The organism is Roseivirga seohaensis, assembly GCF_001592945.1.
Taxonomy (GTDB): Bacteria; Bacteroidota; Bacteroidia; order Cytophagales; family Cyclobacteriaceae; genus Roseivirga; species Roseivirga seohaensis.
The window spans coordinates 18349-36088 of the sequence record NZ_LRPB01000048.1 but is presented as its reverse complement, the minus strand read 5'-3'; the positions used below and the strand labels follow the sequence as shown (position 1 = coordinate 36088).

The window sequence follows — 17740 nt, the reverse complement described above, 5'->3', positions numbered from 1 at the left end:
GGTGGGGAGTTCTTCACTTTTGTACACCACAAAAAAAGACCTGCAATTTCTCGCAGGCCTTTCAATTTAGTAGGTGTTATTTCTAATTAATTACCGTCAGGTAAATCCATATCTACATTGGTTCTGTAGTCGCCTAGCAAATGCTCTGCAAAGAAATACCACATCAATTTTTCGTAGTAGCTTCTCTTGCTGCCGCCATAACCATGCCTTGAACCCGGAATTGGCATATAATCGAAACGTTTGCCCGCTTTCATCAGCTCGTCAGCTACACGCATACTATTTGCAGGATGTACGTTATTGTCGATTGTACCGTGAGTAAGTAAAAGATGTCCTTTTAAATTACTGGCTAAAGATTGGTTGGTTTTTACTTTTCCATCCCAAGTAACTGTGGTGGTTTCGTTACCATCTTTATCTTTTTTCGTTTTCTCCTTTTTAATCACACCATTGTGCGTTTCGCCCCACCATTTATTATAAATGTTGTTGTCGTGGTTACCGGCAGAAGAAGCCGCAGCAGTATAAAAGTTAGGGTAGGTAAGCAAAGCCGCAGTCGACATAAACCCACCACCTGAGTGACCGAAAATACCTACATGGTCAAGGTCGATCCACTCGTGTCTTTCAGCCAATTGTTCTAAAGCACGCTTATCATCTGCCAAAGCATAATCTCTTAAGTTCTGCCATCCGTAAGTGTGGTAGTATTTAGAACGCATTGGCGAACCGCCTCTGTGGCCCATACTTACTACAATAAAGCCCAATTGCGCCATGGCAGTTTGGTAACCACCAGTAATGGTAAAATCATTCGTAAACGATTCTACTTGTGGGCCAGGGTATACATAAGAAATGATTGGGTACTGACGCGTAGAATCAAAATCGAAAGGTTTGAACATTACACCGTAAAGGTCGGTAATGCCGTCATCAGCTTTCATAGTAAAACGCTCCGGTTTTTTCCAGCCAGCTTGCTCTAATAAACTCAAATCAGCAGTTTCTAACTGCATAATTACGTTTCCGTTGTTGTCTTTCAGGGTTGAAGTTGGGGTAACATCTACCGCTGAGTTATTATCGATGTAGAACTTATTAGATTCTGACATGCTGATTCTATGATTACCGTTTTCAATAGAAAGGGCTTTAAAGCCTGAGCCATCAAAATTCGATTTGTATATCAAGGAATAATAAGGGTCGATGCCTTCTTCTTTACCAAAAGCTTCGAAATACACTTTTCTTCCTACCGTATCAATGCTTTGTACGCGGCCTGTCACAAAATGACCAGAGTTGGTGATTTTATTTTTCAAAGCGCCTGTTTGGCCATCATATAAATAAAGCTGTCCAAAGCCAGTTCTTTCCGACCACCAGATCAATTCTTTTCCTTCTTCAAGAATAATCAATTGCTGATAATCCCAATTGAAATAAGGGTGATCTACATCTTGGAATAACACTTTCAAGTCACCATTGGCTGTATTTACAACGCTAACATCAAGAGTGTCGCTTGTACGGTTCATTCGGGTTAAGAAAAGCTTGTCAGAAGTTTCGCCTGGCAAGTATGCACTAATAGTTTGGTCAGTGTATTTGTCAATATCAACGATGATTCTCTCTCTCGTTTTTGGATCGAAAATCTCTAATTGCTCTTGCGGAACATTTTGGTCGCCCGGCATGGCATATTTGTAAACCTCTAATTTTGGTCTCGGATTGCTTAACTCATTGATTACAAAAAGCTCTTCTACTTTTCTAGAGTCAGAGCGGTTAACGAAGAATTTTGCTTCGTCTTTAAACCATCTTACTCTCGCTCTTGTACGTTTGTCTTTTGTGGTATCACCAGCATCGCCAGCGTAGCTAAACCATCTTTCACCATCTTCAGTCAGCTGAATTTCGGTAGAGTCAGCATCGTCTGCCATCATCATATACAGGTTATGATTTTTAGCGAAAGTGATGTAGGTGCTGTCTGGAGAATAAGAAGCCCAGTTGTTTCTTTTCTTACGCTTTTCTGTAGAATCACCTTTAGAAATTACCTTGGTGTTTAAGTTGAAATGGTAGTCGATACTGTCTACCATAAACTTAAGCGTAGTATTGTCATCCTCTAATTTCAAAGCCTTTAAGTCAAGGTCGTTGTGGTTCCAAGGCTTGCGGGTAAGTTCGCTCAATTGTGCTGCAAAGTCCTTGTTGTCGAACATTTGAGTTTTGGTTTTCTTTACCGGATCTACCACATAGAATTTCTTTCCAGAAGTAGTGGTGTACGTGTACCAAAATTTGTCGCTGTCTTTAAACCACTGCGGAGAAACGCGCGTGCTTTTCAGCATTTTGCTCAAGTTATCAGAGCTAAACTTTTCCGCTGCTTTAAAATCAGCTTTGTGCTGCTGTGCCGAAAGCTGTATAACAGCTAGGGTGAGCAGGAGGGTTAAAATCTTTTTCATGCATTTAAGGTTGTTTGTGCCAATAATAACCCCAAAGCATCTGAAATACAACGGCTTTATTTTACACTCACTATTGAAGGGATAAGCGGAGAAATGGTCTAAAGATAAGTTAACTAACTTAACCGCAAAGGTCTCAAAGTAGCCGCAAAGGTTAAAAGCTTCGTCATTGCGAACCTGCAAATGTACATCGAAGTGAAAGAGCAAGCGTGAAGCAATCTCACCACCAAGTTGACGAATCCTTAAGATTGCTTCGTCATAAGCTTTTGCTAGTGCAACGCTTATTTCTCGCAATGACACTCCGATTTGGCTTTTTGTGGTGATTTACTCTTAAGCGTAATAATTAGTTTGGTCAATTATTAAGTGAATATGCCTGTATTGATCGTCATTGTGAACCTGCCAAAGTTTTTCGTAGCAGCGCTGCTTGCGTGAAGCAATCTCAATGATGAACAGCAAAGCTAGAGATTGCTTCGTCACAACCCAGTGCTATCGCATGGTTTGTTTCATACCTGCGGCATGCAGGCTCGCAATAACCGCCTGGAATGGAGATTCAAAGTAACTAGTCACACAAAAGCCTCTGTAACTTCTTTTGGGATTCGGGTGGGTTTTAGGCTGTTGGCGTCAATCATACACCACCAAGAGCTAGATTGCATGAGTAGGTCGCCTGTGGTGGCATTGAATACACGTACCAGTCGATTACTTTTTACTCCAGTGTGTTCGTTTACGTGTGTTTTGATCTGGATTTGATCACCTAAAAATGCGGGTTTCTTGTATTCTATAAAATGATTAATAGCCACCCATTTGTATTGTTCTAGCCATTCTGGTTTCGCGGTTTGTGTCCAAGCAGCTTCAGAAACATCTTGCACCCACTGTAAATAGCGTACGTTATTCACATGCTGCATGGCGTCCAAGTCGGCAGCAGTTACTTCAAAAGTAGATTCAAAAATAGCAGGCATTTGTCTTTAATTTGTCTTAAGCACTTCTTTCATCCTAAATTCTACAATTCGCTTAATTAGGTTAAGGGGCATAGGTTGGCTTAACGGAAATTGAACAGACCCTTTGCCTTGCTTGTATTGCGACAGCTCTTTTGCAAATTCAGTATGACCAGTAAGTGTAGCATAAAACCCTATGTGTTTTTTGTAGGCTGCAAAATGCACTAAGCTTTTTCCATTTAACTTAAAAGTAGGAATACCATAGCTTATGCATTCTTCTGCATTAGGGACTGCTTGCTGAATAAGGGTTCTGATTTTTGAAAGAACAGATGATACTTCATCCGAAAAGCCTGAGATGTATTGGTCAACTTCTATGGATTGCTTCATGAAAACTTAACTAATGTACAGATGTAATCCACCAAGTATTGCCAAAGGGATCTGAAACTCCACAGGTTCTTCCGTAATCTTGGTCCGATAAGCCCATCACAGAAGAAGCACCATTGTCTAGTGCTTTTTTATAGGTTTCGTCTGCGTTATTTACATAAACAAAAAGGTTTGCGGTTTGGGGAGAAAATTGCTCCGTAGCCCCAGCAAACATGATTGTACTGTTGCCGACTATTAATTCAGAATGCATGATCGTTTTTTCATCTTCGCGCAGCCTAGTTAAGCTTACTTTCGCATCAAAAACCTGCTTTGCGAATTCGCTAAAATTCTCTGCCTCTGGTAAAATGAGGTAAGGCATTACAGATTGGTGTCCTTCAGGAATTTTCATTGTGTTTCTGTTTTGTTTGTTTTTATGCAGTAAGAAGTGATTTCTTGAAGTTTATTCTCTTTAAAGGAATACACATCGCATGAAGAAATATAAGTGGATTTGTTTGATTTACCGATGAATTCAGCTGTTCCGTTAATCATTACATGATTGCCTTCTGCAACGATGCTTTTTAAACGGAAGTCAGTACTGACTTCCGAAAAATACTGAGCTGTTTTCTGGCAATAGGCAATCACCTCTTCTTTTCCTTTTAATAACCTTTCACCCACAATATTCCATTCAATATTATTCGCCAGTTTATCATATACCGAGCTGAATTCACCTTTGGAAAAGGCTATTGCAATCTCTTTGTTGTGATCAGTCATGATGGGAAATTTGACTTACGCCTTTTCACCACAATTGAACATCCATTGCACTCCAAACTTGTCGGTACAGCTTCCGTAATAGTCGCCCCAAAACATCTCTTCTAGCTCTTGGGTTACTTTTCCGCCATTTGAAAGCGCATCGAAGAGCTTTTTTGTTTCCTTTCTAGTGTCGGGCTGAAGGTTAATGTAGCTATTGTTCCCAAAATTCACATTGAAACCCATGCTTTCAGGTGCGTCTGTACCCATTAAGGTGTGACAATCTAAAATTCGTAATTCCACATGCATTACTAGGTTTTTGTCTTCTTCGGCCATTGGAGGCATTCCTTCTTGTGCTGGAATGTCGCCAAAACGCATAATACCTTCTCCGAAAAACTCTCCACCAAAAACGGATTTGTAAAAATTGAATGCTTCTTCGGTATTGCGAGAAAAATTAAGATAAGTGCTTACTGATGCCATAATTTTAAGTTCTTGATGTTGGTTTTAATTTGCTTTAAACTGTAAGTTATTTTCTGTTAAGGCCTCTTTTAAAATAGATATGACCTTTGGACCAATGCCGTGAAACGTTGATATTTCTTTTTCTCTGTATTCAGATAGTTGCTTTAAACTGGAAATCCCATGTGCTTCCAAAGCCCTTCTTGCGGGAGCGCTAATTAGTGATAGAAATCCAGTTGTTGGTTTTCTTTCTGCCTCACAAATAGGGCAGGTAGGGCAATCGCTGCTTTTGTAGTATTCATGTCCTTTGAGGCACGTTCGTAACTGTTTTTCCTTTTCTGTAGCCATTTGAGATTATAAAAGTGAAGCTTGGCCATTCATTTCGGTTACAAGACGAATAATAGATTTCGTGTCAATGATGGCTTCAAGGGTTTCGATACGAAGAATTTTATCACAATCTTCCAAATCGAAGTTGGCTATATAGGCTGGAAAAATTTCTTCAATTTGAGTTAGAATCCTTTTTGCTTTTCCCTCACTCGTAATATTTGTAGCAAAAACTTCGATCATAAACAGTTTGCTATTAATGCTTTAACCTTTTATTTCTGGATTCAATTTATGATAATGAATATAAGAAAGCACTAACGCAACCATAAATATTAAAGGTAAAAGTAAGGCCAAACCGAATCCATCCACTACAGCAAGGCTGACAAATGCTGAAATAAAGTCAATGGCAAAGCCAGCATAGGCCCACTCTTTTACACGCTTGGGCACGGCTGGAATAATTAGTACCAATGAACCCAGCACTTTAAACACGGTAAGCATTATGCCAAAGTAATCGGGGTAGCCCAAATGGCGGATTCCTTCTTTGGCCAGTTCGGTTTGCGAAGTAAGGGCGGGCATTACACCTTCGAATAGAAAGATAAGAATGGTGGTGCTCCAGAAGATGATTTTGCTCTTTTTCATAATACTGTTATTTGAGGTTAGTTTTTGTTGATTCATTACAAATTTGCTTACATAAAATGAGTTTATGGAGGTGTATATCCGCCATTGTAAAGGGCTGATTGCGACAGAGATGTATAATGTTTTTAGCGTTTATGTTCTCCAATGAAATAGCCAATGCTTTCCGAATTTATCGACAAGCCCGCCCAATAATGCACCCGAAAAGGTTTGTTCAATGGGCTGGCGAGCTTCACCTTTTTCTGCAAGTTTGTGATAGTAAGTATACAGCTCATTTTTGCTCATGCATTCTACCCAAATAGAAACCGCATTACCTTGCATTAAACCTTGTTCTTCAATCATGTCTGTTCCCATCATCGTGAAATGCTTTGTTGAAATGGAAGCATGTAGAATGTATTCCTGTATTTCTGAACTCAATTTCTTGCCCAACGGAGAGTCGCCAATGGTTTGGAATTGAATTTCGCCACCAAAACAATTATGATAGAAAGTCATGGCCTCGCGACAATTGCCATTGAAGGTTAAAAAGGGGCTAATCCTAGTCATTTTATAGAGTTAGGCATCAATTAGTGTTTGTATTTCGAATTTTGACATTTTCAAAAATGCCTCAACCACTCTTTCTGATTTTTCAGGATCGCTCATAAGTTTGTTAAGGATAACAGGAACAATTTGCCAAGACACTCCAAATTGATCATCAAGCCACCCACATTGATTGTATTGGCCACCTTTTCCTAACTTCTCCCAATAGAAATCAATTTCCTCTTGAGTTTCGCATTCTATCACAAATGAAGTTGCTGGTGAAAATTTATATTTGGGTCCGCCATTTAAACCCATGAATTTTTTTCCGTTGATTTCAAAGTTTACCACCATAGGGGTGTCATTTGTTATTTTTGAATCTTTGAAAATCGTGCAGTAAAAATCTGCTGCTTCTTTGGCTTGTCCATCAAACCAAAGGCAAGGATAAATTTGATTCTGCATAGTCATTAATATAATTTCAATTTCTCTCCGTGTAAGCCTTAAAGTTATCTAAGATGGCCTGCCATCCATCGCGCTGCATCTCAACTGGGTTCTCGCTTTCCGGATCAAAGGTTTCAATGATTTCAGTAACGCCTTCTTTTTCTTCAAAAGTAATTTTCACGGTTCTGCCATCTTCCATGGTATAAGCAATCAGTTGATGCTCGATTACTTCATCATAAATTCCGCCAAAATCGAAACCGAAACTACCATCTTTGGCTTCCATTCTGGTGGTGAATTTGCCGCCTGTTCTTAGGTCGTTTTCAGCGCTGGGAGCATGCCAATCGTCAGATGCTTGGCACCATTTCGAAATGTGTTCTGGTGCTCCCCAGAAATTCCAAACTTTAGCAATAGGCGCATTTACGGTTGCTTTAATCGTGATCTTTTCCATGTTTTTATGTTAAGGTTTTCAACAGGTTACTCTACAAATGTCTGAATTTGCTTTTACATGTAAGTGGGGAGATGCCGACACTTTATGGGGTTGATTCCGCCAAACTTTTGATTTACATTTAGGTATGAAAACCGTTTCCATATTTGTTCCAGAGTCGTCTGTAATGGAGGCTGTGGCCGACCCTCGCTATATGTTCACTGCAGCCAATCAATTTTTGCAAGCGGCAGGTAAAGCACCACTATTCAATGTGCAATTGGTGGCATTAACTAAAGAAGTGAGGCTTCACGGAGGCGTTTTTTCCGTTCATGCCGACAAGTTGATTGGTGAAGTGAAACAAACTGACTTGATCATTATTCCTGCGCTTTTTGGTGATATGAAAAATGCCGTGGAGGTAAATCAAGAAGCAATTCCATGGATTATTGAGCAGCATAACAACGGGGCAGAAGTGGCTTCGCTGTGTGTTGGGGCATTTCTATTGGCTTCCACAGGTTTGTTAAAAGATAAGAAATGCTCTACCCATTGGGCCTATTATAACGAGTTCCGAGAGACTTTCCCGGATGTAGAAATCATGGATGGAAGCATTATTACTGAAGAGAAAGGAATCTATTCTAGCGGTGGTGCCAACTCCTATTGGAATTTGCTGCTTTATATTCTGGAAAAGTACACCGACCGCGATACTGCTATTCTAGCCTCCAAATATTTTGCGATAGACATCGATAGAAGCAGTCAATCTTCCTTTGCTATTTTCAATGGACAGAAAGATCATAATGATGAAGCGGTGAAGCTAGCTCAACAATATTTAGAAGCGCATTTTCAAGAGAGAATATCAGTAGACGAAGTGGCCAATCATGTAGCGGTAAGTCGAAGAAGTTTTGAGCGTAGGTTTAAACAGTCCACTGGGAATACGGTGTTGGAATACCTTCAACGGATCAAGATTGAAGCGGCCAAACGCAGTTTTGAATCCAGCCGAAAAAACATCAATGAAGTGATGTTTGATGTGGGCTATACCGATACCAAAGCTTTCCGCAATGTGTTTAAGAAAATCACGGGGCTAACACCGATTGAGTATCGGAATAAATACGCTAAGGTGGAGGTGGCTGTTTAGTCATTAAGAGAAAAACATTAAGGTGCTTGAAGGTTGTAAATGATTTAATATGAATCTCTTAAAAGAAGAAAAGAAATTCTGGAAACGCCATTTTCGAATCGAAAAGCTAGATGCTATTCCTCCAGCATGGAGCGGCTATAAGTCGATAGATTCAGAAAACGATGATGACTTTTTCTATTTTTTCACTTTACGAGTTTCATCCATATTAGAGATTCATTTGAAAGACACACTGGTTACAGATGAAGGTGTCAAGCACATTGCTAAGCTTAAGGATTTGGAAACCCTATATTTAAGGAGCCATAATAAAATCACCAAAGCAAGTATTCCGTTTTTCAATGAAATGGTTTCTTTACAAAGCCTAAACATCACAAAAACAGAAATCACTTTATCCGATTTATGTGAGAATTTAAACAATCAAAGCCTCAAAGAAGTGTTTTTGGACTCAGAACACGATGAAGAAAGTATTCTTGACATGGCCATCATTTTAAAAGAGCGAATGCCAGACTGCAATTTCTATCTCAACTCTAGTTCTGCAACTGATGTTTTCGGAAACCCAATTAAGCCTATTTGCTGAGTTTCGGGTATCCCATTAAACCATTCTGATCACCACATTTCCTTTTTTATGTCCTTGGTCTACATAACGATGCGCCTCGGCTATGTTGCTAAAAGTATAGGTCTTGTCGATCACTGGTTTGATGCGGCCCTCTTCTAAAAGAGATTTGAGGAGATGTAGGTCTTTGGTTCTTTCTGCTGGCGGACGTAAACCTGTGGTTGCAATCAAGGCTTTCTTTTTACCAAATAGCGCAGTAATGAGTACGTGACCAAGAACATTGAGGCCAATACCTGCTTCCAAAAATCGTCCTTCTTTCGTGAGAGCCTTTTTAGCCTTTGAGTATTTAATTTTGCCAACGGCATCAAAGATGATGTCGTATTGTTGACCATTTTTCGTGAAATCCTCGTTTTTGTAATCAATCACATGGTCGGCACCCAATGAACTTACTAGCTCAAGGTTGGTAGTGCTGCAAACCCCTGTTACCTCCGCACCATAATATTTTCCTACCTGAATGGCCGAACTTCCGATACTGCCCGAAGCACCATAAATCAGTACTTTCTGGCCTTGTTTAATTTTTCCTGTATCACGCAGAAAGGGCAGGGCGGTTAAGAAACCATCGCATGTCGAAGCTGATTCTTCATAATTCAAATTAGAAGGCAAGGGCACGATTACCGCATCTTCTGGAAGGGTGATGTATTCGGCATTGGCACCGAAAGTAGGGCCAGCAGTTCCGAAAATACGGTCCCCTTTTTTGAAAAGGGTTACTGCTTTTCCCGTTTCCACTATTTCTCCCGCGAGTTCTTCGCCCAAGGTTTTGATTTTCGGTTTTGTTAAACCCGTAAAAAGCCTTGAGAAATAGGGTTTTCCTTGACGAAAAGTGGTTTCAGTGGCCGTAACCGTAGTGGCAAAAACCTTTACTAAAATCTCATTGTCTTTTGGTGTAGGTATTTCTCTTTCTACGATTTGTAGAACTTCTGGTGATCCGTAACTGTGATATTCAATCGCTTTCATGAATCAAAGTTGGGTATTATTCAAAGTCTGATCGTTCGGGTTTTTAAATCAGAACCTATTACTTGGTTACCTCTTTCCAGTATTCCTTGGGGGTTTGCCCAGTGACTTTCTTAAAAAAGGTGTTGAAAACCGTTTTGGAATTGAAACCGCTGTCATAAGCCAAGGCCAAAAGGGTGAGGTGCCGTTGACTTGCATCGGCTACTTTTTCTTTGAAGTGTTGCACCCGATAGCCATTTATAAATTCGCTGAAATTCTTATTCAAGCTTTCGTTAAGCAGCCAAGAAAGCTGGTTAGGGTTGATCTTTATATGCTCTGCCAGAGTCCTTAAACTTAGATTTGGATCCAGAAATGACTTCTCTTCTTCAATGTATTTCAGTAGTTGATTTGTGTAATTAAGAGCCGTCTCTTTATCGAGAAGTGCCTTCTTCTTTTTTACTTTTTTAATTTCGGGTACTTCCTGGAAAATCACTTTCTGAAACTCTAGGTATCGAGGGTCCGTCTTGATTGAGTTCACCAAAGGGTCTACAAAATGAAGATGAAGTAATGGTGAGTTGTTTTCCATGGCTTCTCTAATCCACTCAAAGGCTTTGTCATTTTCGCCAGTGGCAGCATAGAGCATAAAGAGATAGGATTGCGCATGGTAATTCTCAATGTTCTGCGCAAATTCCAATAAACGGTTTCTTAGTTTTTCGCTATTAACAGCATCATTTTTAAGCGCGTATGCGATGGCTTGTACGCCAATTTTATCGGCTTCAATTACAATGTCCGATGGAACGGTGTCGAAATAATTGATAGCCTCGTCTAGTCGGTTTTGTTTGATGAGGCAGTAGCTTTTGACGGTGCTTGCAGGTATGTTTTTTGGATTATGCTCAAGGCATCGATCTAGCAACTCAATGGCCTGTTCATAATTCTCGGTCTTATAATTATAATAGGCCTTGTAAAAGAGTGTCTCCTGCGAAAGTGGGTCTATCTCTAGTGCTTTATTTAGGTGAAGAAATCCAAGATCTCTCTTTCCAGCAATTAAATATAGAAATGACATGAATTGCTGAGCTTCTACATAATTGGGCTGAATTTCTAAAGCTTTGATGGTTAGCCTCAGCGCCTCTTTGTAATTGACAGCAGTGAAAAAGGCGAGATTGGCCAATTGATAATACACCCCTGCATGTCGATCGTTGAGCTGATGCGCTTTATGGGTAAGCTGAGCGGCCTTTTGCCATGCTTCGGCATGATCCATAAAACTTGTGGTGGCCAAAAAGCCGTAGCAGTCGGCCAGGCCTAAATAAGATTCAACATGCTTGTCGTCCAATTCAAGGGCCTTATCATAAAGGGAAATGGCCGTATGCATGTCCTCTGGGTTCCATTTATTGAAATGGAATCGGGCTTTGAGGGAGTATTCGTAAGCGTCAAGACTCTCGGTTTGCTTGGTCACCAAGTGTTCTTGAATTTCGAAATGGCCGAATTGTTCTCTTAATTTATCCGCAATCAAAAGGCTTATTTCGTCCTGAATTTCGAAAACATTTTCGAGCTGGCGATCCCAGGTTTCCGACCAAAAGTGATAGTCTTCAGCTACATCAATAAGCTGCGCGGTAATTCGAATGGCCTTGCCCGATAGGCGAATACTGCCCTCTAGAATAATACCTACATTCAGCTCTTTCCCAATTTGCGAAATGGGAATGTTCTTGTTTTTGAAATAGAAAGAGGAAGTTCTGGAAGTGACTTTTAGGGCTTTGACCTTCGCTAAGGCGTTGATAATCTCCTCGGTCATTCCATCGGTAAAATATTCGTTTTCAGGGTCGCTACTGAAGTTGGCAAAGGGCAAAACAGCAATCGTTTTCAAATGCTTCTTCTGTTTTCCTTTAAGTTCAGAAGGAGAGGGTGTTTTAATACCGTCATTGTTTACTGCAAACACCTCAACGGGTTCTGTGATGTTTTTAAGTTCGAAACTGCCTAACGAAACGGTTGAAATATGGAGGTGATTCTTAAGCTCTTCGTTGAGTTGTTCTGAAATCAGGATAGCTCCAGCAACACCCATACTTTCTATTCTGGAAGCAAAATTTACCCCATCACCATATATTTCGATACCATCAAAAACAATGTCGCCAATATGGAGCCCAATCCGAAGGGGAATACCATCTTCTGTTCCTAACATTCGTTGTATGGCAATGGCGCACTCAACGGCTTCTACACCGCTTTGAAAAGCGCTTAAGGTTCCATCCCCAAAGTATTGGATGATTTCGCCATGATGTTCTTGATGTTTATTTTGAAAAACCTCGCGGTGACGTGCTCTTACTATAGCAGCTGATTTTTCATCCTTCTGCATGAGGGCAGTATAACCCACTATGTCGGTAAACATTATGGCCGCCAACCTGCGGTTTTGTTGACTTATCACGTTTTAGCGGTTTTATTCATTTTAATTTTACAGCGCGCAATGTCATAGGAATGAAAAAATACTGCGTCTATAAAACTGATAGTCTGGCCTTTTATAGATGCTGTTCTAGTCATTGATGCTTTGGCTTAAAGCTAAAAATAGCAAGAATTATTTAAAGGTGGGAGGTGGTATTAGAGCTTAAGGTTATTCATACAGTTTCAGATGATCATATCCAATAGGTCGCACCTACGGTGCTTGGAATTATTAGCTGTATATGTGCATTACAAACAGGCCATCCCTACGGGATTTATTTTGGGGCTTCCATTGCTTTTTTACGTGTATTGTCCTGATTATCTGATTTACTTTTTAACTTTCAGATACTCAGCGTAGGGCAGCTTAGCTTCAAAACGCTCTAAAATATAGCCTTCAATATTAGTTTCTCCTAAGTTTCTTGCTTTATCAAGAGCTTCCCAAGCTTTTATGTATTCGCCAAGCTGAAACTTTACCAGTGATCTTTGGTAATGCCCATAACTATAGTCAGGTGATAATTTTTCAGCTATACTGAAGAGTGAGTCAGCTTTTTGTAATAAGGGTCTATTGTCAGGATAGCCCTTGTCATAATAATGATAACCGTACATCGCATAGTTTCTTCCATCTTTTGGGTCGAGTTCTATGAGTTTTTTAACGATGTTATTTGCATTGACATCATCTTTAACATCATAGCTTTTTATGGCTTCTTCCCATAATCCATCATAAAAATTACCACTAAAGGAATTGATTGTAAATAGGAACCTGTTTTCCTTTTCATCGTCTGTTGAACCAAAAGCCCTTATGAAAATAAGCGCCTGCTTATTGAGTTTCATTTCCTTCTCCCAAAACCCGTATAATTGCTTTTGAATAGGTAACCAATATTTACCATCATCGGTATTGATCAATACCTCATGTTCAAAGAGGTCGCTTGCTTTTTGAGTAATGTTAACGGATTTGAAAATCATATTTAACCAGCTCAATTTTTCATCTGCTATTTTTCTGGTCTTTTCTCCACTTTCAATTAACACTAAATAACCGTTGGTTGATGCGTAGATATTTACCCCAGAATCCGAACCATCTTGATTATTTACTCTCTCGTAATAATCTGTTATTACTTTAAAGTCAAGTAATGTATTTGATCTTTTATTATGGAAAATACTTTCTTGGGAAAAGGATAGGTTAGAGACTATTAATAGTAAGAGTAATGATATATAGATTTTCACAGCTTTTTCTTAATTAAAATGAACGTTCTATAATGAAACAAAAAAGTGCTGGTATATTCAAACTACAGGTCTTAAATGTTTCATTATTCAGTTAGCTCATCTCCTTACTTCTCAGTAATAAACTCCCTTATGTCTTTGGCTAGTTTTTCGAAATCGGGCTGATGGTTGTACATCATATGGCCACCTTCATAGTAAGTTAATTTCACACGATCCATTGGGATGGCATTACGGGAAAAGGTGAATTCAGCATCGAAAAAGGGGGTAATCATATCGTAATATCCACAGGCCACCAATACTTTCATTCCTTCATTTCTGCGCATGGCGTTCGCCAGTCTACGAGAGGTTTTTACATACTTGGGCTCGCCACCAGCGCCCCAATCCCAGCTGCTCAATCGTCCGCTTGTGAGGTAAGGTCTGTCCATTGTGATTTGCAAATCATTGGTGAAATAATGATTCAACGCTGCGGTATAGGCTGCAGAAACTTTATAGCTAGAGGCATCACCCAGTTCGGGAGAATCGGCTGTGTCATCGGGGTCATCGCCATAGTAGCGAGAATCCAAAGTGCCTAAAGCTACACCTTGGTCTCTTAAAAGTTCTTTTTTGAATCGACTTGTCAAAACTCTGTTGTTGGCTCTTTTTATAAAATTAATGTCAATTCCATAGAAATAAGCCAGCTTTTGAGCAATGGCATCCTTTTCTTGATTTGAGATTAGATCGCCTTTATAGAGAGCAGATACATATTGGTTATACGCGAAGTCGCGGGCTTCTTGCACAAAAGCTTCTAGTGTTTTGCCTTGTCCTGCTTTTTTATGGTACCAAGCCGTGGCCGCCATGGTAGGCATGTAGGTAACATAAGAAGTAATGTTGTCATCAATCGAAGTTGAACCCTCATAATCTAAGGCCTGAGAAATTAGAATCAAGCCGTTTAAAGCCAAAGCCTGTCCGTTGCCTTCCAGTGCTTGCGAAACTGCTGCTGCTCTGGTAGTCCCGAAACTTTCGCCAGCAATATATTTTGGCGACATCCATCGGTTATTTTCAGTTACCCATTGGCGAATGAATGTAGCCACCGACTGTGCATCTTGGTTCAAGCCCCAATACTCTTCTCCCTTACCATTACCAATCAATTGACTATAGCCTGTTCCAATTGGGTCGATGAATACCAAATCAGTGATGTCTAAAAGGCCGAATTTATTCTCTTCAATAGGGTAGGGCGCACCACCGTCATCTTCAATGGCATCGCTATCTACACGCACTACTTTTGGGCCAAAGAAGCCGACATGAAGCCACATAGAAGCAGAGCCTGGGCCTCCGTTAAAAACGAAAGTAACGGGGCGGGTACTTTGCTCAATACTGCCCGATTTGGTATAGGCCACCGACCACATGGAACCTGTGGGTTCGTTCTTTGAATTGGTCAAATACATTTCGCTACCCGTGGCAGTGTAGCTTATCTTTTTGCCGCCAAAAATGCCCTCGTGTTGGGTGATGAATTCTTTAGGGGCAGGGATTATGGCACTTTTTTGTTCTTGGGCGTAAAAGTTAGAGGTTGAACAAAGCAGAATGGTGAAGATTAAACAGAAGTGTTTCATAATTACAAAAAGTAAGAATTGATTGGCTGAATTTAAGGAATTCTAATGAGGAAGGATAATTCCATTCAAGGGGATTTTAAAGTTTAAGTATTCGTTCTGTTAATGCCTAAACAAGCGATTTTCCACCTTAATCAATTTGTTGTTTTCGTATGTCATTCGTTTGATCCAATTGCCATGCGAATCATACTCATAAAAAGTTTTGAAACGGTTTACAAAAACGCCATTGATGGTTCTGCTTTCGTATTCTAATAAATCTTCACCCACATATAATTCCTTAAAACTAGACCGGTATTCAGTGGTGTCTATGCTTGAAAAGTAACCTACAATTTCTACTCGTAAGGAATCTTGCAGCACAGTCAGGTTTTGAGATTTTGGCCTTTTATTAAAGCCATATTCAGTCAGGATTTGTACGGATGAATCAGGGAAGTATTGATATTCAACTCTACTTTCAAGCTTTTCATTATTGAATTTCTGACGCATTAATTTGTTGCCATCGCTACTATACTGGTATTTATATACATAATTGTTTTGGTTCTGATTACCCAAAGAAACTTCGCTTTCAACATCTCCATAGTCATTGTAAACAAACCTTTGTTCACTTTTTAGATCACTTTCGCCAAAATATTCCTTTCTAGAAATGAGTAAATCGTTTTCGTTAAAGGTTAGAACGGTTTTAGTGTACACGGTTGAGTCTCGTCTTAATCGTAGCTCTGTTTTTGTGTTTTCAATGTCGTTGTATTGGTAGAAAATCCAAGGTGTTGGGGCATCGTCTGTAAAGTATCTGATCGCTTTGATTCTAATTAATGAATCGAAGGTATAGCTGGCCAGAGTTGTTTTTCTGGCATTCAGATTTACCTGATAAATGCGGTTGTTCTCTAGCAAGTACTCTTGAATTATTTCTGATAAGGAAATATGCGTTGCCTTATCTGTATATTCCTGCGTTTGAATAGTGTACGAGCGAGGGTTGCCCTCAGTAGGTTGAGTAATTAATGCTTTAGATAGTTCTGGTGGAAAAAAGTCAATGTTTTGCTCTTGTGCCTTAGCATAGCCGAAAAGACATAAGAACAGTAGTGTGGCAATACAAAATCGAATTCTTGACAGAGAAATCATTGCGTATAAAACATTGATTGACAGCTTAGGAGCTGAAATACCATTATTAACAACCAACCACTAATATAGTAGGCTTTAGGTAAATTCTACGAATAATGATTTCGTCTGAGTGTTTTCTTTTGATTACTGTTTCTTGAAAACAAATTGCTGACCGCTTTGCTTGAGCGTAAAAGTGGAATAATCCACCTCATTTTCGGTTCCTCCAAATAGAATAACTATTGCGGCTTGATCAAACCGGAACTCTCTATTACTAAAAGGGGTAAGAGGAAAAGCAGCTTGCCCTGTGGCCTGTGCAGTTATTTTTCCACCTTCGGCATTAATTACGATTTGAATAGGTAGGGCTTCGGATGAAAACAGACCCGAGTATTTTTCTAAGCTTTCAGCTTTCAGTTCGATGGACTTTTGATCAAAATTAGGTAGGGTAAACTCCTTGTTGTAGTAAATGCTTAGCACACCAACTAGTATATCATTAAAGCTGATTGTTAGCCCATTGGTTAAAACGGAAATACTCAAATCGTCTACCTCAAAATGGTAAGCACTGGCCTCAAAATTGTCAATTTTACCGTTGTGGCCAAAAGCCTTTTTGTCATAAAAAGGAACCGAGAACAAGCCATGCCCCAAACCATTTTTGATCTCTTTCATTTTCACTAATGATTTAGCTGAAACTAACTTGTTATGAAATAGGGCATAGGTAAACTTATTCAAGTCATTTGGAGTAGAAACGATTGCACCTGCTGAAAATGGAACGCTCATATTCGATTCTAAGGGAAAGTTAGTCCATTTCCCGTTTTGGAAATTCATTGAATTGGCTTCGTTTTTCTCTAGTTCAATTTTATCGCCATAGGCCGTGTTTTTCAATCCTAACTTATCAATGATTCTTGTGTTTAAATGACTTTCATAGCTTTCGCCTGTGAGTTTTTCAATGATTAAACCTAAGAGTACATAGCCGCTATTGGAGTAGGAAGTTTGAGTGCCCGGTTCAAAATCAGAAGGTTGACTTTTAATGATTTCTAATAGTTCTTCCTTAGATTTTTCTTGAGTCATTATGCTCATGAATGAAGGCGCATCAGTAAAATTGTAAATACCACTTTGGTGACTTAAAAGGTGCGCTATGGTGATTTTATCAGCGTTTTTTATCTCTGGAAAAAACTGACTCACTTTTGTGTCTAAAGTGATTTTGCCTTCCTCGATCAGTTGAAAAATAATTACTGCGGTAAAGGTTTTAGTAATAGAACCAATCCTGAATTTTGTGTTGGAATCAATTTTTCGTTCGTGCTTACCTGAAAGAAATCCAGCATAGTTTTCGTAAACGGGGTTATTGGATTTGGAGATGGCAACGGCCAAGCTTGCTTTGTTGTTTGCTTGAAGTGAATTGATGTAAGTGTCTAACTTTTGTTTGTCAAATTCTTGGGCAGAAAGAATAACACTACTGAATAGGAGGGAGATGAAAAGCAGCTTCTTCATGGATTTTATTTTAAAGTTATAAAATAAAAATAGC

Annotated in this window: 20 protein-coding genes; 2 read left to right on the top strand and 18 right to left on the bottom strand. The window is 39.5% G+C overall.

Annotated elements, in window-relative coordinates:
- Positions 1-86 precede the first annotated feature (86 nt).
- The 12 genes from AWW67_RS14640 to AWW67_RS14585 all read right to left on the bottom strand — a co-directional run bounded on the left by AWW67_RS14640 (position 87) and on the right by AWW67_RS14585 (position 7256).
- The gene (locus tag AWW67_RS14640) at positions 87-2402 is read right to left on the bottom strand and encodes a S9 family peptidase (RefSeq protein ID WP_062303152.1); all 2316 of its coding nucleotides are present in this window, start codon (positions 2400-2402) and stop codon (positions 87-89) included.
- Between the two features lie 560 nt (positions 2403-2962).
- Positions 2963-3355 (bottom strand): acyl-CoA thioesterase, encoded by a 393-nt coding sequence (locus AWW67_RS14635; protein WP_062302658.1) that lies wholly within the window; start codon positions 3353-3355, stop codon positions 2963-2965.
- A 6-nt stretch (positions 3356-3361) separates the two neighbouring features.
- Entirely contained in the window at positions 3362-3718 is a 357-nt protein-coding gene (locus tag AWW67_RS14630; protein WP_062302657.1) for an iron chaperone, read from the bottom strand.
- A 10-nt stretch (positions 3719-3728) separates the two neighbouring features.
- Entirely contained in the window at positions 3729-4103 is a 375-nt protein-coding gene (locus AWW67_RS14625; RefSeq protein ID WP_062302656.1) for a VOC family protein, read from the bottom strand.
- Positions 4100-4465, bottom strand: coding sequence for a nuclear transport factor 2 family protein (locus tag AWW67_RS14620; protein WP_062302654.1), 366 nt, complete (start codon positions 4463-4465; stop codon positions 4100-4102). Before AWW67_RS14620 ends, AWW67_RS14625 begins: the two co-directional genes overlap by 4 nt.
- A gap of 15 nt (positions 4466-4480) precedes the next feature.
- Positions 4481-4921, bottom strand: coding sequence for a VOC family protein (locus AWW67_RS14615; RefSeq protein WP_062302653.1), 441 nt, complete (start codon positions 4919-4921; stop codon positions 4481-4483).
- Positions 4922-4945: 24 nt separating this feature from the next.
- Positions 4946-5245, bottom strand: a complete 300-nt coding sequence (locus AWW67_RS14610; RefSeq protein ID WP_062302652.1) for an RNA polymerase alpha subunit C-terminal domain-containing protein — start codon at positions 5243-5245, stop codon at positions 4946-4948.
- Between the two features lie 6 nt (positions 5246-5251).
- Complete coding sequence (locus AWW67_RS14605) at positions 5252-5464, bottom strand: hypothetical protein (RefSeq protein WP_062302650.1); 213 nt, start codon at positions 5462-5464, stop codon at positions 5252-5254.
- 21 nt (positions 5465-5485) lie between these two features.
- On the bottom strand, positions 5486-5860 hold the full coding sequence (locus AWW67_RS14600; protein WP_062303150.1) for a DoxX family protein: 375 nt from the start codon (positions 5858-5860) through the stop codon (positions 5486-5488).
- Between the two features lie 129 nt (positions 5861-5989).
- Positions 5990-6397: a VOC family protein gene (locus AWW67_RS14595; RefSeq protein ID WP_062302649.1), complete on the bottom strand. Its 408-nt coding sequence runs from the start codon at positions 6395-6397 to the stop codon at positions 5990-5992.
- A 9-nt stretch (positions 6398-6406) separates the two neighbouring features.
- Entirely contained in the window at positions 6407-6829 is a 423-nt protein-coding gene (locus AWW67_RS14590) for a VOC family protein (RefSeq protein ID WP_062303148.1), read from the bottom strand.
- Positions 6830-6845: 16 nt separating this feature from the next.
- Entirely contained in the window at positions 6846-7256 is a 411-nt protein-coding gene (locus AWW67_RS14585; protein ID WP_062302648.1) for an SRPBCC family protein, read from the bottom strand.
- 124 nt (positions 7257-7380) lie between these two features.
- On the opposite strand from AWW67_RS14585, the gene AWW67_RS14580 reads away from it, so the two are divergent.
- Together AWW67_RS14580 and AWW67_RS14575 are read left to right on the top strand one after the other, a co-directional pair.
- Positions 7381-8361, top strand: a complete 981-nt coding sequence (locus tag AWW67_RS14580; RefSeq protein ID WP_062302646.1) for a GlxA family transcriptional regulator — start codon at positions 7381-7383, stop codon at positions 8359-8361.
- Positions 8362-8410: 49 nt separating this feature from the next.
- Positions 8411-8935 carry a hypothetical protein gene (locus AWW67_RS14575; protein ID WP_062302645.1) on the top strand — a complete coding sequence of 175 codons (525 nt, stop codon included), beginning with the start codon at positions 8411-8413 and terminating at the stop codon, positions 8933-8935.
- A gap of 15 nt (positions 8936-8950) precedes the next feature.
- Here AWW67_RS14575 and AWW67_RS14570 read toward each other — a convergent pair whose 3' ends face one another.
- From AWW67_RS14570 to AWW67_RS14545, 6 genes are all read right to left on the bottom strand, one after another.
- Complete coding sequence (locus tag AWW67_RS14570; RefSeq protein WP_062302644.1) at positions 8951-9925, bottom strand: NAD(P)-dependent alcohol dehydrogenase; 975 nt, start codon at positions 9923-9925, stop codon at positions 8951-8953.
- 58 nt (positions 9926-9983) lie between these two features.
- Complete coding sequence (locus AWW67_RS14565) at positions 9984-12314, bottom strand: tetratricopeptide repeat protein (RefSeq protein ID WP_089082048.1); 2331 nt, start codon at positions 12312-12314, stop codon at positions 9984-9986.
- A gap of 338 nt (positions 12315-12652) precedes the next feature.
- Positions 12653-13546 carry a tetratricopeptide repeat protein gene (locus AWW67_RS14560; RefSeq protein ID WP_062302642.1) on the bottom strand — a complete coding sequence of 298 codons (894 nt, stop codon included), beginning with the start codon at positions 13544-13546 and terminating at the stop codon, positions 12653-12655.
- A 104-nt stretch (positions 13547-13650) separates the two neighbouring features.
- Complete coding sequence (locus AWW67_RS14555; protein ID WP_062302641.1) at positions 13651-15132, bottom strand: S10 family peptidase; 1482 nt, start codon at positions 15130-15132, stop codon at positions 13651-13653.
- A gap of 99 nt (positions 15133-15231) precedes the next feature.
- Entirely contained in the window at positions 15232-16242 is a 1011-nt protein-coding gene (locus AWW67_RS14550; protein WP_141655468.1) for a hypothetical protein, read from the bottom strand.
- A gap of 123 nt (positions 16243-16365) precedes the next feature.
- Positions 16366-17706 (bottom strand): serine hydrolase domain-containing protein, encoded by a 1341-nt coding sequence (locus tag AWW67_RS14545; RefSeq protein WP_062302638.1) that lies wholly within the window; start codon positions 17704-17706, stop codon positions 16366-16368.
- Positions 17707-17740: the final 34 nt, after the last annotated feature.